The sequence below is a fragment of the Pseudomonas sp. 14P_8.1_Bac3 genome (assembly GCF_025466085.1).
Classification (GTDB): domain Bacteria; phylum Pseudomonadota; class Gammaproteobacteria; order Pseudomonadales; family Pseudomonadaceae; genus Aquipseudomonas.
On the sequence record NZ_JANLOD010000074.1, the window covers coordinates 203,193 to 224,850 of the forward strand.

Annotated in this window: 24 protein-coding genes; 19 read left to right on the forward strand and 5 right to left on the reverse strand. The window is 59.2% G+C overall.

The annotated features are described in order from the left end of the window. Positions 1-108: 108 nt before the first annotated feature. From argJ to NTD84_RS27510, 3 genes are all read left to right on the forward strand, one after another. Complete coding sequence (gene argJ, locus NTD84_RS27500) at positions 109-1,326, forward strand: bifunctional glutamate N-acetyltransferase/amino-acid acetyltransferase ArgJ (protein WP_262172215.1); 1,218 nt, start codon at positions 109-111, stop codon at positions 1,324-1,326. Positions 1,327-1,463: 137 nt separating this feature from the next. Next, positions 1,464-2,096 carry a glutathione S-transferase family protein gene (locus NTD84_RS27505; protein WP_262172216.1) on the forward strand — a complete coding sequence of 211 codons (633 nt, stop codon included), beginning with the start codon at positions 1,464-1,466 and terminating at the stop codon, positions 2,094-2,096. Beyond that, positions 2,093-3,043 (forward strand): Nudix family hydrolase, encoded by a 951-nt coding sequence (locus NTD84_RS27510; RefSeq protein ID WP_262172217.1) that lies wholly within the window; start codon positions 2,093-2,095, stop codon positions 3,041-3,043. Before NTD84_RS27505 ends, NTD84_RS27510 begins: the two co-directional genes overlap by 4 nt. A gap of 57 nt (positions 3,044-3,100) precedes the next feature. Here the strand turns inward: NTD84_RS27510 and NTD84_RS27515 are convergent, their stop codons facing one another. From NTD84_RS27515 to NTD84_RS27525, 3 genes are read right to left on the reverse strand one after another with little or no spacing between them, the layout of a single operon-like run. Continuing rightward, a complete protein-coding gene (locus tag NTD84_RS27515; RefSeq protein WP_262172218.1) occupies positions 3,101-3,667 on the reverse strand; it encodes a cob(I)yrinic acid a,c-diamide adenosyltransferase in 567 nt (188 codons plus the stop codon). Positions 3,668-3,669: 2 nt separating this feature from the next. Next, positions 3,670-5,706 carry an ATP-binding protein gene (locus NTD84_RS27520; protein ID WP_262172219.1) on the reverse strand — a complete coding sequence of 679 codons (2,037 nt, stop codon included), beginning with the start codon at positions 5,704-5,706 and terminating at the stop codon, positions 3,670-3,672. Between the two features lie 45 nt (positions 5,707-5,751). Next, complete coding sequence (locus tag NTD84_RS27525; RefSeq protein ID WP_262172220.1) at positions 5,752-6,669, reverse strand: putative 2-dehydropantoate 2-reductase; 918 nt, start codon at positions 6,667-6,669, stop codon at positions 5,752-5,754. A gap of 140 nt (positions 6,670-6,809) precedes the next feature. Between NTD84_RS27525 and NTD84_RS27530 the strand changes: the two genes are divergently transcribed. Next, on the forward strand, positions 6,810-7,295 hold the full coding sequence (locus tag NTD84_RS27530) for a YajQ family cyclic di-GMP-binding protein (protein WP_018926510.1): 486 nt from the start codon (positions 6,810-6,812) through the stop codon (positions 7,293-7,295). A gap of 137 nt (positions 7,296-7,432) precedes the next feature. Next, positions 7,433-8,275: a mechanosensitive ion channel family protein gene (locus NTD84_RS27535; RefSeq protein ID WP_262172221.1), complete on the forward strand. Its 843-nt coding sequence runs from the start codon at positions 7,433-7,435 to the stop codon at positions 8,273-8,275. Between the two features lie 76 nt (positions 8,276-8,351). Here NTD84_RS27535 and NTD84_RS27540 read toward each other — a convergent pair whose 3' ends face one another. Further along, positions 8,352-9,683, reverse strand: a complete 1,332-nt coding sequence (locus NTD84_RS27540) for an OprD family porin (protein WP_262172222.1) — start codon at positions 9,681-9,683, stop codon at positions 8,352-8,354. A gap of 909 nt (positions 9,684-10,592) precedes the next feature. On the opposite strand from NTD84_RS27540, the gene NTD84_RS27545 reads away from it, so the two are divergent. Beyond that, entirely contained in the window at positions 10,593-11,018 is a 426-nt protein-coding gene (locus NTD84_RS27545) for an HIT domain-containing protein (RefSeq protein ID WP_262172223.1), read from the forward strand. A gap of 3 nt (positions 11,019-11,021) precedes the next feature. After that, a complete protein-coding gene (locus tag NTD84_RS27550) occupies positions 11,022-11,228 on the forward strand; it encodes a SlyX family protein (protein WP_008029236.1) in 207 nt (68 codons plus the stop codon). Positions 11,229-11,288: 60 nt separating this feature from the next. Here NTD84_RS27550 and NTD84_RS29930 read toward each other — a convergent pair whose 3' ends face one another. Further along, the gene (locus NTD84_RS29930) at positions 11,289-11,891 is read right to left on the reverse strand and encodes a cold-shock protein (protein ID WP_315975579.1); all 603 of its coding nucleotides are present in this window, start codon (positions 11,889-11,891) and stop codon (positions 11,289-11,291) included. Between the two features lie 319 nt (positions 11,892-12,210). Between NTD84_RS29930 and NTD84_RS27560 the strand changes: the two genes are divergently transcribed. The 12 genes from NTD84_RS27560 to tolA all read left to right on the forward strand — a co-directional run bounded on the left by NTD84_RS27560 (position 12,211) and on the right by tolA (position 21,645). After that, entirely contained in the window at positions 12,211-12,678 is a 468-nt protein-coding gene (locus NTD84_RS27560; protein WP_262172224.1) for a Dps family protein, read from the forward strand. Between the two features lie 260 nt (positions 12,679-12,938). Beyond that, a complete protein-coding gene (locus NTD84_RS27565; RefSeq protein ID WP_262172225.1) occupies positions 12,939-13,277 on the forward strand; it encodes a ribbon-helix-helix domain-containing protein in 339 nt (112 codons plus the stop codon). Between the two features lie 123 nt (positions 13,278-13,400). Continuing rightward, entirely contained in the window at positions 13,401-13,622 is a 222-nt protein-coding gene (locus NTD84_RS27570) for an FmdB family zinc ribbon protein (RefSeq protein ID WP_010457489.1), read from the forward strand. 100 nt (positions 13,623-13,722) lie between these two features. Beyond that, positions 13,723-15,498 carry an aspartate--tRNA ligase gene (gene aspS / locus NTD84_RS27575; RefSeq protein ID WP_262172226.1) on the forward strand — a complete coding sequence of 592 codons (1,776 nt, stop codon included), beginning with the start codon at positions 13,723-13,725 and terminating at the stop codon, positions 15,496-15,498. A gap of 117 nt (positions 15,499-15,615) precedes the next feature. After that, positions 15,616-16,362, forward strand: coding sequence for a YebC/PmpR family DNA-binding transcriptional regulator (locus NTD84_RS27580; RefSeq protein WP_194692569.1), 747 nt, complete (start codon positions 15,616-15,618; stop codon positions 16,360-16,362). Positions 16,363-16,493: 131 nt separating this feature from the next. Further along, positions 16,494-17,018 carry a crossover junction endodeoxyribonuclease RuvC gene (gene ruvC, locus NTD84_RS27585; protein WP_262172227.1) on the forward strand — a complete coding sequence of 175 codons (525 nt, stop codon included), beginning with the start codon at positions 16,494-16,496 and terminating at the stop codon, positions 17,016-17,018. A 114-nt stretch (positions 17,019-17,132) separates the two neighbouring features. Next, positions 17,133-17,747: a Holliday junction branch migration protein RuvA gene (ruvA, locus tag NTD84_RS27590; protein ID WP_008027783.1), complete on the forward strand. Its 615-nt coding sequence runs from the start codon at positions 17,133-17,135 to the stop codon at positions 17,745-17,747. Further along, the gene (ruvB, locus tag NTD84_RS27595; RefSeq protein WP_262172228.1) at positions 17,748-18,809 is read left to right on the forward strand and encodes a Holliday junction branch migration DNA helicase RuvB; all 1,062 of its coding nucleotides are present in this window, start codon (positions 17,748-17,750) and stop codon (positions 18,807-18,809) included. 128 nt (positions 18,810-18,937) lie between these two features. Next, a complete protein-coding gene (gene ybgC, locus NTD84_RS27600) occupies positions 18,938-19,405 on the forward strand; it encodes a tol-pal system-associated acyl-CoA thioesterase (protein WP_149657887.1) in 468 nt (155 codons plus the stop codon). Next, positions 19,395-20,090: a protein TolQ gene (gene tolQ, locus NTD84_RS27605; protein ID WP_008027789.1), complete on the forward strand. Its 696-nt coding sequence runs from the start codon at positions 19,395-19,397 to the stop codon at positions 20,088-20,090. Before ybgC ends, tolQ begins: the two co-directional genes overlap by 11 nt. Positions 20,091-20,113: 23 nt before the next feature. After that, positions 20,114-20,566: a protein TolR gene (gene tolR / locus NTD84_RS27610; protein ID WP_162491085.1), complete on the forward strand. Its 453-nt coding sequence runs from the start codon at positions 20,114-20,116 to the stop codon at positions 20,564-20,566. Further along, on the forward strand, positions 20,566-21,645 hold the full coding sequence (tolA, locus tag NTD84_RS27615; protein ID WP_262172229.1) for a cell envelope integrity protein TolA: 1,080 nt from the start codon (positions 20,566-20,568) through the stop codon (positions 21,643-21,645). The genes tolR and tolA overlap by 1 nt, the downstream gene beginning before the upstream one ends. Positions 21,646-21,658 lie beyond the last annotated feature (13 nt).

Consider the following 21,658-nt stretch of genomic DNA (forward strand, 5'->3'; position numbering starts at 1 on the left):
GCTGAAATACCCGCGCCGCGACCGGCATCAGCCGTCGCGGCGTTTTGCCATTTACACCACCGTTCTTCCTGAAAGCGGTGCTGACATCATTTATTAAGGAGCGCATTCATGGCTGTTGGTCTTGGTCCTTTGCCAACGTTGCACCCGGTTGCCGGTTTTGAACTCGGTATCGCCTCGGCCGGCATCAAGCGTCCGGGGCGCAAGGATGTCGTGGTCATGCGCTGTGCCGAAGGTTCCACGGTCGCCGGCGTGTTCACCCTGAACGCCTTTTGCGCCGCGCCGGTGATCCTGGCCAAGCAGCGTGTGCAAGGCCCGGTGCGTTACCTGCTGACCAACACCGGCAACGCCAACGCCGGGACCGGCGAACCTGGCCTGGCCGCCGCCGAGCGCACCTGCGCGAAGCTGGCTGAATTGACCGGCGTCGATGCCAGCCTGGTGCTGCCGTACTCCACCGGTGTGATCGGCGAGCCGCTGCCGGTCGAGAAAATCGAAGGCGCGCTGCAAGCCGCCCTCGACGACCTGTCGGTCAACAACTGGGAAGCCGCCGCCACCGGCATCATGACCACCGACACCCTGCCCAAAGGCGCGAGCCGCCAGTTCCAGCATGACGGCGTGACCATCACCGTCACCGGGATCAGCAAAGGCGCGGGCATGATCCGTCCGAACATGGCGACCATGCTCGGCTACATCGCCACCGACGCCAAAGTCTCCCGCGACGTGCTGCAAAACCTGCTGCTGGACGGCGCCAACAAATCGTTCAACCGCATCACTATCGATGGCGACACCTCGACCAACGACTGCTGCATGCTGATCGCCACCGGTCAGGCCGCCTTGCCGGAAATTACCTCCGCGAACGGTGAGCTGTTCGCCAAGCTCAAGCAGGCTGTGTTTGAAGTGTGCATGGACGTCGCTCAGGCCATCGTTCGCGATGGCGAAGGCGCCACCAAATTCGTTACCGTCGAAGTCAACGGCGGCGGCAATCACCAGGAGTGCCTGGACGTCGGTTACACCGTGGCTCACTCGCCGCTGATCAAGACTGCGCTGTTCGCTTCCGATCCGAACTGGGGCCGCATCCTCGCCGCCGTTGGCCGTGCCGGTGTGCCAAATCTGGACGTGAGCAAGATCGACGTGTTCCTCGGCGACGTGTGCATCGCCAGTCGTGGTGCGCGCGCATCGACCTACACCGAAGCCCAGGGCGCCGCGGTGATGCAGCAGGAAGAGATCACCATTCGTATCGAACTGGGTCGCGGCGATTGCAGCGAAACCATCTGGACCACCGACCTGTCCCACGAGTACGTGAAAATCAACGCCGAGTACCGTACTTAAGACCGAGTCGACCCCATCGCGGGCAAGCCCGCTCCCACAGGTTTTTGCGTTGCCCTTGTGGGAGCGAGACTGCTCGCGATGGCGGATTATCAGTCACCCACTAGACTGGCTTGTCCCTATATCTGAAGGTCCCGAACATGAGCCTGCACCTGATCATCGGCGACAAACTGTATTCCTCCTGGTCCCTGCGCGGCGCTCTGGCCCTCGACCTGACCGGCGCCCCGTACACCGAAGAACTCATCAAGCTGAACCAACCGGACACCCGCGAACGTCTTCTCAAGCATTCGCCGACCGGTAAAGTCCCGCTGCTGAAAACAGCACACGGCACCATCGCCGATTCTCTGGCGATTGCCGAATACCTGGCCGAACAATTCCCCGACGCCGGCCTTTGGCCCAAGGATGTCGCCGCTCGCGCCCAGGCACGCTCGGCGTGTGCGCAGATGCATGCTGGTTTCTTCGCCATGCGCGGCAACATGCCGTTCGACCTGAGTCGCGACGCACAGCTGTCGCCGAACCCGGCCGACGTCCAGGCGGAGATCGAGCGCATGCTGGCCTTGTGGGCCGAGTGTCGCGCCGCCGCGACAGAATCCGGCCCTTTTCTGTTTGGCCGTGCGACCCTCGCCGATGCGTTCTTCGCACCGATTGCCGTTCGTTTGCGCACTTATCAGGTGAAACTGCCGGCGGCAGACGAGGCGTATGTTGAAACGATCTACCAATGGCCAGCGTTCAAGGCCTGGCAAAAGGCAGGTCTGGAGGAGGTCGGGCAGTGAAACGAGTACACGTGGCCGCTGCGGTGATACGCGATCACAGCGGCAGGATCCTCATCGCCCGCCGTGCCGACACTCAGCACCAGGGCGGTCTGTGGGAGTTTCCCGGGGGCAAGGTCGAGGCGGACGAATCCGTCGAGACGGCGTTGGCCCGCGAGCTTCATGAAGAGCTGGGCATTGTGGTCAATGCCGCACGACCGCTGATCAAGGTTCGCCATGATTATCCGGACAAGCAGGTGTTGCTGGATGTCTGGGAAGTCTCGGACTTCGGTGGCGAGCCTCACGGCGCCGAAGGCCAGCCGTTGGAGTGGGTAGCGCCGCGGGATCTTTTGTCCTACGAATTTCCGGCCGCCAACCAGCCGATCGTTGCGGCAGCACGGTTGCCGGCGCAGTACCTGATTACCCCCGAAGATCTGGAAACCCCGGCCTTGCTGCGCGGGATCCAGAAAGCCATCGCGAGCGGCATCAAGCTGATCCAGTTGCGAGCACCCAACGGCTACGACCCGAAATACCGCGATCTGGCGGTGGACGCGGCAGGGCTGTGCGCCGGCAAGGCGCAGTTGATGATCAAGGGGCCGTTCGAATGGCTGGGGGATTTCCCGTCCGCCGGTTGGCACATCACCTCGGCCCAGTTGCGCAAGTACGCGGCGGCTGGCCGCCCGCTGCCGGCGTCACGCTGGCTCGCGGCGTCCTGTCACAACGCTGAAGAGCTGGCGCTGGCCGAGCAGATGGGCGTGGACTTCGTGACCCTGTCGCCGGTGCAGCCGACCTTGACGCATCCGGGAGCTCCGGCGCTGGGGTGGGAGCAGGCTTCGGTGTTGATCGAAGGTTTCAGCAAACCGGTGTTCTTGCTCGGCGGTGTCGGGCCGGCAGAGCAGCAGAAGGCTTGGGCGGTGGGCGCTCAGGGTGTCGCGGGGATTCGGGCGTTCTGGCCGGATTCATTGGTTTAGCGGCCGGCCCCATTGTGGGCGCGAGCCTGCTCGCAATGGGGGCGTGGCCGGCGCCACTTAATGCTCGGGCTTCGCCGCCGGCTGCCACAAAATCTCCGCCACCCCCTGGCGCCGGGCAATCACCCGCGCCACCACGAACAACAGGTCCGACAGCCGATTGATATAGGCGAGCCCGACTCCGGCCAGGGGTTCGAGCGCATTCAACTGCTGACACCGTCGCTCGGCGCTGCGCGCCAGGCTGCGGCATACATGGGCCTGGGCAATCAGCAGCGAACCACCGGGCAGAATGAAATTCTCCAGCGGCCCCAACTCTTCATTCCACACATCGATCGCCGCTTCCAGGCGTTCGATTTCCGCGACGTTCAGCGCCTGGTATTCCGGCATCGCCAATTCGCCACCCAGGTCGAACAACCGATGCTGACAGGGCGCCAGCACCGCGATCACTTCGTCCATTCCCGCCTTCTCCAGTCCGGCGAGCAGCACGCCCAACTGACTGTTCAATGTGTCGACTTCGCCAATCGCTTCGATCCGTGGGTGGTCCTTGGGCACGCGGCGGCCGTCGCCGAGTCCGGTTTCGCCTTTGTCGCCGGTGCGGGTGTAGATCTTCGACAAGCGAAAGCCCATGGTTACCTCGATAGCTGATTGAATTCTTGAGAAACGAGCGGAGTGCTCGCCAATGGCAGGCGCAAGGTGAAGCAGGTGCCCTGGCCCAGGGTCGATTGCACTTCCATCTGACCCTTGTGGTTGTTGGTGATGATGAAGTACGAGACTGACAGGCCAAGGCCGGTGCCCTGGCCGATTTCCTTGGTGGTGAAGAACGGTTCGAAGGTGCGTTTGCGCACGCTTTCGCTCATGCCGATGCCGTTGTCCTCGACCTGGATTTCCGCCCAAGGCGGATTGAGTTTGGTGCGCAGGATGATGCGCCCCGGCTCGCGGTCGTCTTCGCGCTGGTGAATGGCCTGCGCGGCGTTTTTCAGCAGGTTGAGCAGCACTTGCTCGAGTTCGTTGGCGGTGCCGGGCACCGGGCCCAGCGCCGGATCGAACTGACGAATGATCGCCTGGCCCTTGAAGTCGAAGCCGATCGCCAAGTCGAAATCGTTGCCGGCGATTTCCACGGCCTGATCGATCAGTGCCGGCAGGTCGCACGGGGCCATTTGCCGGGTGCTGCGGCGGCTGAAGCTGAGCATATGGGTGACGATTTTCGCCGCCCGGGCGCCCGCCTGCTGGATGCCGTCCAGCAATTGCGGCACCTCGCGTGCCTTCAGGTATTGGTTGACGGTGTCCAGCTCGATGCCGACCTGCTCGGCCTGTTCGAGGTTTTTCGGCAGTTCCGGGGACAGGCGTCGACGGATGTTCTGCACGTTGTGCAGGATCGCGCCCAACGGGTTGTTGATCTCGTGGGCCATGCCGGCGGCGAGGCCACCGACCGAGAGCATTTTTTCCGACTGCACCATCATTTCTTCCAGGGACAGGCGCTGGGTGATGTCATCGATGCGGATTACTACGCCACGCCCGGCACCCCCCATCAGCGGATAAAAGGTCAAGGCGTAGTGTTTCGGCTCGTCATCCTTCAGCCAGGTCACGCGCTCGATCTTCGCCACCGTGTGCTGCTCGACGGTTTGCTTGAGCTGCGGCAGGAATGGCTTGAGCGGTTCGAAAGCGAGGAAGATCGGCTGATTCAGTGCTTCGTCGAGGCGCGTGCCGGAGAGGGCGCTGGCCTCCTGGTTCCACTGCGTCACGTAGAGCTGCTCGTCGAGGGCGATCAGCGCCGACGGCATGGAATCGATGATGCTGTTGAGGTAATTCTGAAACCCGGTGAGTTTCTTTTCGATCTTGCTGCGCACCTGGACTTCGAGTTCCAGTTTGCGGTTGGTGTGCCGGGTTTCCTCGGCCAGCCCCTGGGCCTGGTCATATGCGGCCTGAGAGTCATCCCGCGCCCGTTTCAGTTGCTGTTCCCGTGCCTCGATCCGCGACAGCATGGTGTTGAAGGCTTCGGCCAGGCTGCCGATTTCGTCGTGATTGCCGCGGGAAGCGCGCAGGGCATAGTTCTCTTCCCGGGTCACTTGCCGGGACAGCTCTTCGAGCTGATGGATTGGCCGCGTAATGAGCCGTTTGATCTGCCGGGCGATCACCAGCCATAACAGCACACTGAAGATCAGGATGCCGAGGCTGGCGGTCAGGGTCCCGGTGTAGAACGCCACCGGCAACTCGCTGCTGGCGACCAGCAACAAGTGGCCAGGCGCGGTGCCGGGGCGGGGCAGGGTGATTAGCTGATTGCTGCGGAATTCGGTGGCTTGCCAGGATTCGATGTGCCGGTAGCGGTCGGGCAACTTCAGTTTGTCGCCATGTTGCAACTGCGCCAGGCGCTCGCCCTTGCCGTCATACAACGCTGCGGCGCGTAGCGGTGAATAACTGTTGAGTTCATTGAGCAGGCGTTCGGCGCTTTGCGGCGATTGCAACGCTTCGGACACCAGGCTCGGGTTGGACACCAGTCGGCCGATGGTCTGCAGGGCCTGGGGCGCCATGCTTTCCTGGGAAATGTAATACGCGGCGCTAATGAACGTCAGGTTGGCGACCAGTAGAACGGTGGTCAACAACACCAGCAGGGCGGCCAGTAGTTTCTGGCCGACCGGTAGGTTTTCAAGGCGCTGGCGCAATGGCATCAGTGATATCGCTACAAAGGAACAAGTGGCCAGCGTAGCCGCTGCTCAGTCGCTGGGCAATCCAAGGCTGTGCAGATGGGCGATCAGCCGTGCTTGTAACTGATTGAGGTGAGGCAGGTTCAATTGGTGGCGCGTGGCCACTTTGCAGGCATAGCCCAGCAGGTAACTGATTTCGGTCCGGCGCTGATTGGCGACGTCCTGGTACATCGAGGAATAATTGGCGGCCGTCGCATGGATCACTCGTTCGACTTCATGCTGAAGAGCCTCGGCGGCGGCCGGTTGACCGCAGCGTTCGAGCAATTCGGTCAGTTCGCCGCACAGGGTGGCGACTTCGCAATGATGATCCTGTAGCCCGCCGTTGCGGCAGTCGTGCAGTACCGTCAGCGGATTGATCGCACAGTTGAGCGCGAGTTTTCGCCACAGCCGGGTAAGAATGTCGGTGCTCCACTCGTGGGGAATGCCGGCGGCGCTCAGGTCATCGAGCCAGATGGGCGCCACGGGATGGCCGGCATCGCCCAGCCAGGTGTAACCGTGGCCGGCGAACACCACGCGCCAGTCGCCATCGCGAAACGCGCCTTCGGTGCTCGATGCATAAATGCAGCGTGCCTGCGGCACTTGGGCAGCGACGGCGTCCTGACTGCCCAGGCCGTTCTGTAACAAAATCAGCTCGGCGCTCGGGGCCAGGCGCGGTGCCAGTCGGGCGACGGCTTGCTCGGCGTCGTAGGCTTTGCAGGCTACCAACAGGCGGTTGATCGGCTCATTGCCGTCGGCGGTCTCACCGGGGATGTCCCAGGTTGTCGCTTCGCCGTGTTCCACCAGCGTCAGACCGCCCGCCGCTTGATAAGCCTCTAGACGCGTGGCATCCCGCACCAGCAGCCGAACCGGCACCCCGGCCCGCGCCAGGCGTGTGGCCCATAAGGTGCCGAGGCTGCCGACGCCGAGAACATGCCAGGTGGTGGACATCAGCTTTTTGCTCTGTTTGAGGCGTGCATCGGAGGCTCGCAGTGAATGATGGGAAAGACCCGTTATAATCAGCGCGGATTTTAACCGCAAGCCAGGCGTGCTCCATCTCGATCGAGCGCGCCCTTTATTGGAGAGATTACATGCCGTCGTTCGACGTGGTATCCGAACTGGACAAACACGAAGTCACCAACGCGGTCGAGAACGCCGTCAAGGAACTCGATCGTCGTTATGACCTGAAAGGAAAGGGCAGCTTCGAGTTCAAGGAAAAAGACCTGACCGTCAACCTGACCGCTGAAGCCGATTTCCAGCTCGAAGCGATGATTGAGATCCTCAAGCTGGCGCTGGTCAAGCGCAAGATCGACGTGCAGTGCCTTGAAGTCAAGGACGCCTATGCGTCGGGCAAGCTGATGAAGCAGGAAGCCGTGCTCAAGGAAGGCATCGACAAAGAGCTGGCGAAGAAAATCGTCGCTCACGTCAAGGATGCCAAATTGAAGGTTCAGGCGGCCATTCAGGGCGAGCAGGTACGTATCACCGGCAAGAAACGCGACGATTTGCAGGAAGCCATCGCGGCCCTGCGCGCCAAGACCTTTGATATGCCGCTGCAGTTCAACAACTTCCGCGACTGACCTTTCAAGCGGGAACCTCTCGGCGCTTTCGGCGTCCGAGGCCCAAGCAGCGGCGGAAAGGCTGCCCCCTGACGGGAGCATCCTTTCTGCCGCTTATTGTTTCGAGCGCCGGATGGCCGGAAATCAGGAGAATGTAGATGGACTTGAATGCTGAAGTGGACAACCTGGTCAAGGCCTCCCAAGCCTGGATTCCAATGATCATGGAATACGGCAGCCGTGTGCTGCTGGCGATCATCACCCTGGCCATCGGCTGGTGGCTGATCAACAAAGTGACGCAAAAGCTGGGCGGTCTGCTCGCGCTGCGTAACGCGGACCTGGCGCTGCAAGGCTTCATCAGCAGCCTGGCGAACATTATTCTCAAGGTGTTGCTGATCGTCAGCGTGGCCTCGATGATCGGGGTGGAAACCACGTCGTTCGTTGCCGCGATCGGTGCCGCGGGCCTGGCCATTGGCCTGGCATTGCAGGGCAGCCTGGCGAATTTCGCCGGTGGCGTGCTGATTCTGCTGTTCCGTCCGTTCCGTATTGGTGACTGGATCGAAGCCCAAGGCGTTGCCGGGACCGTTGACAGCATTCAGATCTTCCACACTGTGCTGCGCACAGGCGATAACAAAACCATCATCGTGCCTAACGGTAACTTGTCGAACGGCATCATCACCAACACCAACCGTCAGCCGACACGCAAGGTTGTGTTCGATGTGGGCGTGGATTACGAGGCGGACCTGCAGAAAGCCCGTGAAGTGTTGCTGGACCTGGCCAAAGACGATCGCATTCTGGCCGAACCGGCTCCGCAGGCGGTCATTTCCACCTTGGGCGACAGTTCGATCACTGTTTCCTTGCGAGTGTGGGTGAAGACGGCGGATTACTGGGATGTGATGTTCATGTTCAACGAACAGTCCCGCGACCGCTTGAAGACAGCCGGTATCGATATTCCGTTTCCACAGCGGGTGATTCGCGTGGTTCAGGAATCCGCCGTGCAGTAAGCCATAAACAGGCAACGAAAAAGGCCCATCCGAAGATGGGCCTTTTTATTTGTTATCGCAAACTAACTGGATGCGATTACAAGATCGACAGCGGGTAGTCGACGATCAGACGGAACTCTTTCACGTCGCCTTCGGCCTGGTCAGCGTTGGCAACGTGCCAAGCTTGACGAATGCGGAAGGACAGGTCTTTTGCCGGGCCAGACTGAACTACGTACTTGGCCTCGAAGTTGGTTTCGTGGTGCTTGCCGTCTTCGCCGTAGCCGTAACCGCGATAAGGGCTGGTGGCGTCCATTTTGGTGCCGTCGATTCCCCAGCCAGATACGTAACGGGTCATGAAGCTCAGACCTGGAACGCCGTACTCAGCCATTTTCAGATCGTAACGGATCTGGGCAGATTTCTCTTCCGGGCCGTTGAAGTCAGAGTACTGGATGGAGTTGGCGAGGAAGATCGAGTCGCCGCCGCGGTTGTTCTTGCCCACACCGATGTAGTCGAACGGGGTATCGCCGTTAACTTTCTGGAAGGCCAGGGTAATGGTGTGTGCTTTCAGGAACGAGAGCGCGGTCGCCAGGGAGAACGTGGTGTTGCTGATATCACCGGCACGCGAATCACCGGTATCGGTGGTGCGGTAGATGTTGAAGTCAGTGTTCAGCGACGTGTCACCACTGATTGGAGTGGTGAGGTTCACGTTGGCGTAGTACTGGTTCCAGATGTCTTCCAGTTTTGCGCCGTACAGCGATACGCTCAGGTTGTCATTGATGCCGTACTTGCCACCGAAGTAGTCGATGGACTTGGCGCTCACGTTGCCGTATTGCGACCACAGATCGCCGTCACGTGCGTTACGGTCCTGGCTGGTCGACGAGTAGAAGTGACCGGCTTCGAGGTCAAGGTTCTTGACTTCGCTGCTCTGCAGTTGGAAACCGCTGGCAGTTTGCGGAAGGATCCGGGAGCCGCCAACAGCGAACACTGGAGCAGTGCTTGGCTGCATGTCGCCGACTTTCAGCTCGGTTTTCGATACGCGGAATTTAATGGCTGCGCCGGCTTTGCCTTGGCTATCGTTAACGTGGCCATCAGCGTCACGGCTCATGTTGCCGGTGCCGCCAGTGCCGTCGCCACCGTCCAGTTTAATGGCCAGGTAACCGAAAGCATCAACGCCGACGCCTACGGTACCAGCGGTGTAACCGGAGCTGTAGTTGCCCCAGATACCCTGGGTCCAGTCTTTCTGGTCGTTGTTGCCATTCTTGTTGTCACGGTTGAAGTAGTAGTTGCGAACCAGCAAGTTCAGCGTGCTGTCTTCAACAAAACCTTTGGCTTCAGCCTGGTCACTTACGAAAGGTGCGGCCGTAGCCACTTGAGTACTGGCTGCTGCTGCAACTGCCAGTGCGATCATGCTCCACTTCATCACGCGCATCGTGATTTGCTCCTTTGGTTTTAGAAGAGTACTGCCGTCCCACCTGTTTTATTATCTGGGCGGCTCTTTCTTTTTGTGTCGGCGCAAACTTATATCACGCCGACCATGTTGGCGATACTTGCGTATCTAACCTTTCAGCTTCTTTACGACCCTGTCGCAAATGGCTTGGTAGATGTCGCAAATTTACAGCCCCAATGCAATCGGAATGACAACTTCATCGCTGTTTTCCAGGGCTTGAGCATCGGTAAAAAGAGTCCTTGGCAAAACGTTTGAATCTCCATCGGGCAACCCTGCCGCTGTTTTTATTGCCTTGAGGCTTCCACTTCCCGCGGACGCTCTGAAGGCGATGTGAGTGGGAATGCAACAAGCGTGCACAAATCAGCAATTCGCTGTTTTTTTTTCTGAACGCCTGGCTGTTACCGTAAAAACCTCATAAAACCGGGGGTTACAAGCACCTTTTGAAGGGGCTTGACGCCATGGTTTGCATCGTGTTGCACCTCACTGGTCGACTGCGCGACAACCAAAAACGTTACCGGTTCACCCCGTCAGTGAGTAAATGGCGGATGCCCGACGCACTGAGCGTAGACCTACTGTGCGGTTTTGGTGCAAAAAATCTTAAATGCTGTGCTGAATTCATACAGTGGTGCCTGTTGCAGAATGTGAACAGGCCTCGGTTTGCCGGTCACTTCGGTGTTTCTGCCGTCGCTGGCGGTTCTGTAATGGTGCGCCCGGAGGAAAAATGTTTCATGCCGGAGCATGCGCACGGTGGGTTGTCGATGATGATTATGCTCCGACGGTTCGTCGTGAAGCCGGCGACGTTCGCAGGTATGCTGCCGTCCTGTCGCTTGGTACGCCGTCCCTCGGGATGGGCGCTAAGCTGAAAATGATGAGCAGCCGGGAGTGCGCGCAGTGTTCGCTTTAGATCCACGACTTCAACAAGACACGCTACCGATCGGGGATTTCCCGCTCAGCCGGTTGCTGTTGTCCAACGATTCGAACTACCCCTGGTTCATCCTGGTGCCGCGCCGCGACGATATCAGCGAGATATTTCAGTTGGATGTCGCCGACCAGCAGCAGCTGTGGCAGGAAACGACTGCGTTGGCGGAGCTGCTCAAGGATTCGTTCGACGCGGACAAGTTGAATGTCGCGGCCCTGGGTAACGTCGTCAGTCAGTTGCACATGCATGTCATCGTGCGCAAACGCGAAGACGCCGCCTGGCCAGCCCCGGTGTGGGGCAAGCATCCAGCCAAACCGTACACGGCCGGGCAGATCGCAGCGATACGCGAACGGCTGCGGCTGGTATTGACCGATGACTTCACGTTTCTGGAGGGTTGAAGCATGAGCCTGGAAGAGCGCGTTACCGATCTGGAGAGCCAGCTGGCGTTTCAGGATGACACCATCCAGGCATTGAGTGACGTGCTGGCCACGCAGCAGCGCGCCGTCGAGCGTCTGCAACTGCAAATGGCCGCGTTGCTCAAGCGCCAGGAAGAAATGGCCGGTCAGTTCGAAACCTTTGAAGAAGAAGCGCCGCCGCCCCATTACTAAAAGAGCAGGCAAAAAAAACCGCGAACAGCCAGGCTGCTCGCGGTTTTTTTTTGCCTTGGATCAGCGTCGCGGCAGCGCGGCGATCACGTCTTCGGCTTGCAGGCCCTTGTCACGATTCATGACGGAGAACTCCACGCGCTGGCCTTCGACCAGAACACGGTGACCTTCGCCACGAATGGCCCGGAAATGCACGAAAATATCATCACCGGAATCACGGGAAATGAACCCGAAGCCTTTGGAGGTGTTGAACCACTTGACGGTGCCGGTATCGCGGTTGCTCATGTCGTAGCTTGGCGAAGCGGTGGCCGGGGAAGATTTGTAGAAACTGATGGCCAAATGCAGAAGAACGGCAATCAGCGCAGCCACCAGGCTGAACAGAACGGCAGGTTGACCGGCGATGACAGGCATCGGCGCCAGCAGCGTCAAGGTTTGCAGAACAACAGCCAGCACCAGCAGGGCGCTCACCAGGTTTTGCAGTTGATGACGTGGACCTTTGTTCCAGTGAGGGATGACCGGAGCGAGGGTAAGGTTGAGCAGGCCGAAAAAGGCCAGGTACAGCGCATCGGGTTGTTGCAGGTAAGGAACAGCTTCGGATCGCAGGCTAGGGATGACGGACAGCAGCAGGGCCGCTGCGCCCATTAGCAGGTGGACGATTTTCAACATTTTGATTAACTCACGTTAAGACGGATCACAAGGAAGAGCTGATCGGGCACGGTTCGCTTCGGAACAATAAGAGGCGTTGAGCACGCACCCGGTATCAGCCTATGCGCAGCGCCCGGAAAAATAGGCGCTGGCGACACGCTGTCTATTTAACAGCAAAGCTTGCGGCTACTCAAATCAGGGAGTCCAGCGGTGCATCGGGGGCGATTTGTCGCAGGTCGCAGAGGCTATCCGGGCTGCGGTGGCGCGGCAGGCTTGCTAGAGTGGTCCTGCACTTGTCGGATGAAATTCATCACCTGTTCATCACCTTTAGGGGAAAAACATGGCAATCGATATCGGTATCAGTGAAGAGGATCGCAAGTCCATCGTCGACGGACTTTCACGTCTGTTGTCGGACACTTATGTACTTTATTTGAAAACCCATAACTTCCACTGGAACGTCACCGGTCCGATGTTTCGGACGCTGCACCTGATGTTCGAGGAGCAATATAACGAGTTGGCCCTGGCGGTCGATTCCATTGCCGAGCGCATTCGTGCCCTCGGTTTTCCGGCGCCAGGTGCCTATTCCATTTATGCGCGCCTGTCCTCCATCAAGGAGGAAGCGGGAGTGCCCAGTGCGGAAGACATGATCAGGCAACTTGTCGACGGTCAGGAAGCCGTCACGCGGACAGCGCGGGGCATTTTCCCCTTGCTCGACAAAGTCAGTGACGAGCCTACGGCTGATTTGCTGACGCAACGCATGCAGGTCCACGAGAAAACGGCGTGGATGCTGCGTGCACTGCTGGATTGATAGCGTTTCGTTGCACGGACGACGCTGATCAGGCGTTGTTCGTGCTCTATCGAGTCAGTGACTGTTCCTCGAAAGAATTTGCAGCCCGTGCTGTAGGAAATTGTCCTGACTAGGACGGGCTCCACGATCCGCCGCAAGTTGTTGGCTTATCCTACGTTGATGGTCATAAAGTCATCTGGATATAACTTTGCGCCTGCGCTTTTATAAAGCCCGCAACATGGCTCTTATAGAAACCAGTATGGCAAAGGAGTGTCAGCGGTATGGTTTATGAAGGCAGGTTAAATGAAGGGAGGGCGGGTCCGCTAAAGGATGTAAGGGTCGATCCGTTTGTCAGTGAATTCGATATGGGCCTGGCCCGGCCATTATCACGATCGGTACGTTTGAACGGCTTTGCCACCTGTTTGCGACTCGAGCAGGTGTATTGGAATATTTTAGGGGAAATGGCGAGGGTCAACTGCTGTTCGGTCAGTGCCCTGCTGTCCCACGTGGATCGTGAAGTGCACCTGCGCCACGGCGGGGTAAAGAATTTCAGCGGACTGGTACGGGTTGTCTGCGTTGTGCACAGCCTGAAGGAAGAGCGCGCCAGCGTCATGGCGTAGCGCCAACGAGTGTCGGCCTGTGCAGTCTTACGGCTGCACAGGCCGCATTTAATGGATATAATCCCGCTCTTTGCCGCAAGACCCAGCGTGTGCGGTAGCAATCTGATCGCCGAGACAACCCCCATGCCGATGTACGACTATCAATGTGCTTCCTGTGGTCATCAGTTGGAAGCCATTCAAAAGATCAGCGCAGCACCGCTGGTCGACTGCCCTGCCTGCCAGGCGCCAGAGCTGAAGAAGATGCTGTCCATGCCGGGCTTTCGCCTGAGCGGCACCGGCTGGTACGAAACCGATTTCAAGACCGGCTCCAAGAAGAATCTGGCCGGTGGCGACAAAGCCGACTAGGGTCTGGAACCTGAGTTGAACGACACGTGCGAGCTCTTGCATCATCCAGTGTGCAGGGCCTCCAACCGAATTTCGAATTACGAGAAGTGAAACCACGACCATGATGCGCAGCCATTATTGCGGCCAACTGAACGAAAGCCTGGACGGCCAGGAAATTACCCTTTGCGGATGGGTTCACCGTCGCCGTGACCACGGTGGGGTGATTTTCCTCGATATCCGTGATCGTGACGGTCTGGCCCAGGTGGTGTTCGATCCGGACCGCGCTGAAACCTTCGCCGCCGCCGACCGCGTGCGCAGCGAATACGTGGTCAAGATCACCGGCAAGGTCCGCCTGCGTCCGGCCGGTGCCACCAACGCCAACATGGCGTCGGGCATGATCGAAGTGCTGGGCTACGAACTGGAAGTGCTGAACGAGTCGGAAACGCCGCCGTTCCCACTGAACGAATTCTCTGACGTCGGCGAAGAAACCCGCCTGCGCTATCGCTTCCTTGACCTGCGTCGCCCGGAGATGGCCGAGAAGCTGCGTCTGCGTTCGCGCATGACCACCAGTATCCGCCGCTACCTGGACGAGAACGGCTTCCTCGACGTAGAGACGCCGATCCTGACCCGTGCGACCCCTGAAGGCGCTCGCGATTACCTGGTGCCGAGTCGTACCCACGCCGGTTCGTTCTTTGCGTTGCCGCAGTCGCCGCAGCTGTTCAAGCAACTGCTGATGGTGGCCGGCTTCGACCGTTACTACCAGATCGCCAAGTGCTTCCGCGACGAAGACCTGCGTGCCGACCGTCAGCCTGAATTCACCCAGATCGACATCGAAACCAGCTTCCTCGATGAAAAAGACATCATGGGCCTCACCGAAGGCATGATCCGCAACCTGTTCAAGGAAGTGCTGGATCTGGAGTTCGGCGACTTCCCGCACATGACCTTCGAAGAAGCCATGCGCCGTTACGGTTCCGACAAGCCGGACCTGCGTAACCCGCTGGAACTGGTGGACGTTGCCGATCAACTGAAAGAAGTCGACTTCAAGGTGTTCAGCGGCCCGGCCAACGACCCGAAATGCCGCATTGCCGCGCTGCGCGTTCCAGGCGGGGCGAGCATGCCGCGCAAGCAGATCGACGACTACACCAAGTTCGTCGGCATCTACGGTGCCAAGGGCCTGGCGTACATCAAGGTCAACGAGCGCGCCAAAGGCGTCGAAGGCCTGCAGTCGCCAATCGTCAAGAACATCCCTGAAGACAAGCTCAACACGATCCTTGATCGCGTTGGCGCGGTTGACGGCGACATCGTGTTCTTCGGTGCCGACAAAGCCAAGATCGTCAGCGAAGCCCTGGGTGCGCTGCGCATCAAGCTCGGTCACGACCTCGACCTGCTGACCTGCAAGTGGGCGCCGATGTGGGTCGTCGACTTCCCGATGTTCGAAGAAAACGACGACGGCAGCTTCAGTGCCTTGCACCACCCGTTCACCGCGCCGAAGTGCACCCCGGAAGAACTGGAAGCCAACCCGGCGACCGCTCTGTCCCGTGCCTATGACATGGTCCTGAACGGCACCGAGCTGGGCGGCGGTTCGATCCGTATCCACCGCAAGGAAATGCAACAGACCGTGTTCCGTCTGTTGGGCATTACCGCAGAGGAACAGGAAGAAAAATTCGGCTTCCTGCTCGACGCCCTGAAATACGGCGCGCCGCCGCACGGTGGCCTGGCCTTCGGCCTGGACCGTCTGGTGATGCTGATGACCGGTGCCCAGTCGATCCGCGAAGTGATTGCCTTCCCGAAAACCCAGAGTGCTGCCGACGTGATGACGCAAGCACCGGGCGTGGTCGATGCCAAGGCATTGCGCGAACTGCACATTCGTCTGCGCGAAACGCCTAAGGCCGAGTAAGGCTGACCCTAAAGGCGCATCCTCCGGGTGCGCCTTTTGTTTAGGTCGAGATTTTGTATTGCTGGCGGGCGCATGGTGCGCGGCGGGCAACGTTTCAAAGAAAATTCGGAGCGATATATGGCGGGTCATTCCAAGTGGGCGAACATCAAGCACCGCAAAGAACGTCAGGATGCCAAGAAGGGCAAGATTTTCACCAAGTGGATTCGTGAGCTGACCGTCGCCGCCCGGCAGGGTGGCGGTGATCCGGGCTCCAACCCGCGTCTGCGCCTAGCGTTGGACAAGGCGCTGGGTGCGAACATGAGCCGCGACATCATTGATCGTGCGGTTGCCCGCGGTGCCGGTGCGGCCGACACCGACGACATGGTCGAGCTGACTTACGAAGGCTACGGTCCGGGTGGCGTGGCGGTGATGGTCGAGTGCATGACCGACAACCGCAACCGTACCGCTGCAGCTGTTCGCCATGCCTTCAGCAAGTGCGGCGGTAACCTCGGCACCGACGGTTCCGTGGCCTATCTGTTCGAACGCAAGGGCCAGATCTCCTTCGCGCCGGGCGTTGATGAAGACGCTCTGATCGAAGCGGCCATGGAAGCCGACGCTGACGACGTGGTCACCCATGAAGACGGCTCAATCGACGTGTTCACCTCGTTTGCCGGTTTCTATTCCGTGCGTAACGCGCTGGAAGCCGCCGGTTTCAAAGGTGATGACGCAGAAATCGTCATGCTGCCGACCACCAGCGCCGAGCTTGATCTGGAAGGTGCGGAGAAAGTCCTCAAGCTGATCGACATGCTTGAAGATCTGGATGACGTGCAGAACGTTTATTCCAACGCGGATATTCCGGAGTCGGTGGCTGCCCAGCTCGGTTGAGGGCACTTCCCCTGTAGGAGCGAGCTTGCTCGCGATGAGCCCGAGAGCGCTGCGTTGATTCAGGTAGTCCGCGTTATCGTTAACGTCCATCGCGAGCAAGCTTGCTCCTACCTTTATAGCCCGCAGGTGTTATGACATTAATTCTTGGTATCGACCCCGGTTCGCGCATCACCGGTTACGGCGTGGTAAGCGATACCGGGCGTGGCTGCGTCTACGTGGCGTCGGGTTGTATCCGGACCGGCTCCGGCGAGCTGCACGAGCGTTTGCAAATCGTCTACCGCAGCGTGCGTGAAGTCATCCAGACCTATGGGCCAGTCACCATGGGCATCGAAAAGGTCTTCATGGCCCGCAACGCCGACTCGGCGTTGAAGCTCGGTCAGGCCCGTGGCGCAGCCATCGTCGCCGGCGCCGAAGAAAACCTGGAAATCGCCGAATATACCGCCACTCAGGTCAAGCAGGCCGTGACCGGTACCGGCGCGGCCAATAAAGAGCAGGTGCAGATGATGGTCATGCACATGCTGAAACTGACCAGCAAACCGCAAATCGACGCCTCGGACGCCCTGGCCATTGCCATTTGCCATGCTCATACCCGTTCCAGTCTGCTGCCTCATGGCTTGGGCACGGCACGCAGTCGTGGCGGACGCCTGCGTCTCTGATAGCATCAGCAATCATTTTTACGGAATGAGGGTTTTGCGCCTGTGTTGTCGGCGCAAAACCCTTGTTCTGTCAGTCGCCAGTACCGCTCTGGCCAACGCTCAAGGATCTGAAACGTGATTGGACGCTTGCGCGGCACTCTGGCTGAAAAACAGCCGCCGCACCTGATTCTGGATGTAAACGGTCTGGGGTATGAGCTGGAAGTGCCCATGACCACGCTGTATCGCTTGCCGTCGGTCGGTGAACCGCTGACGTTGCACACCCATTTGGTCGTACGCGAAGACGCGCAGTTACTCTATGGTTTCGCCAGCAAGCGGGAGCGAGACTTTTTTCGCGAGTTGATCCGTCTCAATGGTGTGGGACCGAAACTGGCGCTGGCCCTGATGTCGAGCCTGGAAGTCGATGAACTGGTCCGTTGCGTGCAGTCCCAGGACACCTCGGCACTGACCAAGGTGCCGGGCGTGGGCAAGAAGACGGCGGAGCGGTTGCTGGTGGAACTCAAGGATCGTTTCAAGGCCTGGGAAACCGTGCCGGCGATGTTCGCCCTGGTGCCGAACCAGCCGGGAGGCCCGGATATCGCACCGGTGGCCACCGCCGAAAATGACGCGGTCAGCGCGCTGATTTCCCTGGGTTACAAGCCCCAGGAAGCCAGCAAGGCGATTTCCGCGATCAAGGAGAAAGGTTTGAGCAGTGAAGACATGATTCGTCGTGCCCTGAAGGGAATGATCTAAGTGATTGAAGCTGATCGTCTGATAACCGCCACGCCTGGCCCTCGCGACCGCGAGGAAGTTCAGGACCGGGCGATTCGTCCTGTCAGCCTGGCGGAGTACATTGGCCAGCCGACCGTTCGCGAGCAAATGGAGTTGTTCATCCAGGCCGCCCGCGGGCGTAGCGAATCCCTGGACCACACGCTGATCTTTGGCCCGCCGGGTCTGGGTAAGACCACCCTGGCCAACATCATCGCCCAGGAAATGGGCGTGTCGATCAAAAGCACCTCGGGCCCGGTTCTTGAACGCCCCGGTGACCTGGCCGCGCTGCTGACCAATCTTGAGCCGCACGACGTGCTGTTCATCGACGAAATCCATCGGTTGTCGCCGATTGTCGAAGAAGTGCTGTACCCGGCCATGGAAGATTTCCAGCTCGACATCATGATCGGCGAAGGGCCGGCCGCACGGTCGATCAAGCTGGATTTGCCGCCGTTCACGCTGGTGGGGGCGACGACGCGAGCCGGGATGCTGACCAACCCGTTGCGTGATCGCTTCGGCATCGTCCAGCGCCTGGAGTTTTACAGCACCGCCGACCTGGCGACGATCGTCAGTCGTTCGGCGACCATCCTCGGCTTGCCGCTGGACCCGGAAGGCGCTTTCGAAATCGCCCGCCGTGCCCGTGGCACGCCGCGGATCGCCAACCGATTGTTGCGTCGGGTGCGTGATTTCGCCGAAGTGCGCGCCAAGGGGCACATCACCAAACCGATTGCCGACCTGGCATTGAACCTGCTGGATGTCGACGAGCGTGGCTTCGATCATCAGGACCGGCGCTTGCTGCTGACGATGATCGAGAAGTTCGACGGTGGGCCGGTCGGCGTCGACAGCCTGGCCGCGGCGATCAGCGAAGAGCGTCACACCATCGAAGACGTGCTGGAGCCGTACCTGATCCAGCAGGGTTACATCATGCGCACCCCGCGGGGGCGGGTCGTCACCCGGCATGCTTACCTGCATTTTGGCTTAAATATTCCGTCACGATTGGGCGAGATGCCCGTGGTAGACGAGTTCCTCGATGCCGTGGACGATTAATTAACTTTTGCGCGCTGATTTTTCGGGCATTGTGCTGTCCTAGGACCGTGCTTTCACGAGTAAAGCCGCAGAACCATGAAAAACAGTTGCCTGGGCGGATTGGCAACCTGAGGAGTAAGCACTAGAGTATGCGCGCGCAAAACGGGCTTGAGCCGTTCGCACATCGTTGTCGCGTTTATTACGAGGACACCGATGCGGGCGGCATCGTGTATTACGTTAATTACCTCAAGTTTATGGAACGGGCTCGAACCGAGCGGCTCCGGGAGCTGGGCTTTGCCCAATCCCAGCTGGCAGGAGAGGACCTGTTGTTTGTCGTGCATTCCAGCGAAGCGCGTTACCACGCGCCGGCGCGACTGGACGACGAACTGCTGGTAAGCGCTGAAGTAATCGAATTGAACCGGGTCAGCCTGCGCTTTAAGCAGCAGGTCAGGCGAGCCACGGATAATGTGCTGCTCTGTGAAGGGCAGTTTCTGGTGGCCTGTGTGCGCACTAACAGTTTGAAACCCCGGGCCATTCCCGAAGCTTTACGTGCGGCCTTTGCCGACGTGAGCGGCGCGGGTACACACTCAAAGCAGGAGATAAAGCGTGGAAGCTAACGTCGTCGACCATTCCTCCATGTGGAGCCTGGTCAGCAATGCCAGTATCGTGGTGCAACTGGTAATGCTGATCCTGGTAGCCGCATCGGTGACCTCATGGATCATGATCTTTCAGCGCAGCAACTTGCTGCGTGCCGGTCGACGTGCCCTGGAGAGCTTTGAAGAGCGCTTCTGGTCCGGTATCGACCTGTCCAAACTCTACCGTCAGGCCGGCAGCAACCCTGATCCTGATTCGGGCGTCGAGCAGATCTTCCGCGCCGGTTTCAAGGAATTCTCCCGTCTGCGCCAGCAGCCAGGCGTTGACCCGGAAGCGGTCATGGAGGGCGTGGCCCGCGCCATGCGCGTCGCCATCTCCCGCGAAGAAGAAAAGCTCGAGCAGAGCCTGCCGTTCCTTGCCACCGTCGGTTCCGTCAGCCCGTACATCGGTCTGTTCGGTACGGTCTGGGGGATCATGAACTCCTTCCGCGGTCTGGCCACTGCCCAGCAAGCGACCCTCGCCACCGTGGCACCGGGTATTGCCGAGGCCCTGATTGCTACCGCGATCGGTCTGTTCGCCGCCATCCCGGCCGTTATCGCTTACAACCGTTTTGCCGCTCGCAGCGAAACGCTGATCGGCCGCTACTACACCTTCGCCGATGAATTCCAGGCGATCCTGCACCGCAAAGTGCACACCAGCGAAGAATAAGCAGGTAATTTCCAATGGCTTTAATCGCTCGAGCTCGCAAAAAGCGCAAGCCGGTCGCCGAGATGAACGTGGTGCCTTACATCGACGTGATGCTGGTACTGCTGGTCATTTTCATGGTGACCGCGCCGATGCTCAATCAGGGCGTGAAAGTTGATCTGCCCAAGGTTTCCAGCGAAGCCTTGCCGCAGGACAACAACACTCAGGTCCTGACCATTTCGATCAAGGCTGACAAGACCTACTACTGGAACCTTGGCAGCGAAGTCGACACGCAAAAGCAGCAGGACAAGGCAATGACCTTGCCGCAGATGACTGACGCCGTGACCAAGATCATTCGCGCCGGCACTGAAGGCGGCAAGCGCACCCAGGTATTCATCCGCGGTGACAAGACCGTCGACTACGGTTCCGTCATGGGCGCGATGGGCGGGCTGCAAAAAGCCGGCGTCGGTAACGTTGGCCTGATTACCGAGGCGCCCTGATGCAGCAACAGCGAGAGCCAACAGCCTCGGAAAGCTACTTCTGGCCTAGTGTCTGGGCGATTGTCTTGCACGTGCTGGTGTTCGGCATGCTGTTCGTCAGTTTTGCCTTCACACCGGAGCTGCCGCCGGCCAAGCCGATTGTCCAGGCGACCCTGTACCAACTGAAGTCGAAAAGTCAGGCGACCACCCAGACCAATCAGAAGATTGCGGGTGAGGCGAAGAAATCCGCCGCGCGCCAGACCGAAGTCGAGCAGATGGAGCAGAAGTTGATCGAGCAGGAAGCGATCAAAGCCGCGGAACAAAAGAAGGAAGACGCGGCTCAAAAAGCCGAAGAATCCAAGAAAGCCGACGAGACCAAGAAAGCGGAAGAGGCGAAAAAGGCTGATGAAGCCAAGAAAGCCGATGAAGCCAAGAAGACCGCCGAAGCCAAGAAGGCAGAAGAGAAACAATTGGCTGATATAGCCAAGAAGAAATCTGAAGAAGAAGCCAAGAAGGCTGCTGAAGAAGAGGCCAAAAAAGCGGCCGCTGAAGAAGCGAAGAAAAAGATCGTCGAAGACGCGAAGAAGAAAGCCGCGGAAGACGCCAAGAAGAAATCTGAGGCTGAAGAGGCGAAGAAGAAAGTCGCCGAAGACGCGAAGAAGAAAGCTGCTGCCGATGCTGCGAAGAAGAAATCGCAGGATGCGGCACGTAAATCCGCCGAAGAGAAAAAGGCCCAGGCCCTGGCAGATTTGCTTTCCGACACGCCGCAGCGTCAGCAGGCCTTGGCGGATGAGCAGGGTGACGAAGTCGCGGGCAGTTTCGATGACCTGATTCGTGCTCGTGCAGCAGAAGGCTGGGCTCGCCCTCCTTCGGCACGCAAAGGCATGACGGTCGTTCTGCAAATCGGCATGTTGCCGGACGGTACGGTGACTTCGGTCAGCGTTTCCAAGTCCAGTGGTGACGGTCCGTTTGACGCATCGGCAGTTGCCGCGGTCAAGAATATTGGACGTTTGACAGAAATGCAGGGAATGAAGCCGAGCGATTTCGCTCCGTATCGTTCATTCAAGATGACATTCACACCTGAGGATCTAGCCTTGTGAGAAACCTTCTTCG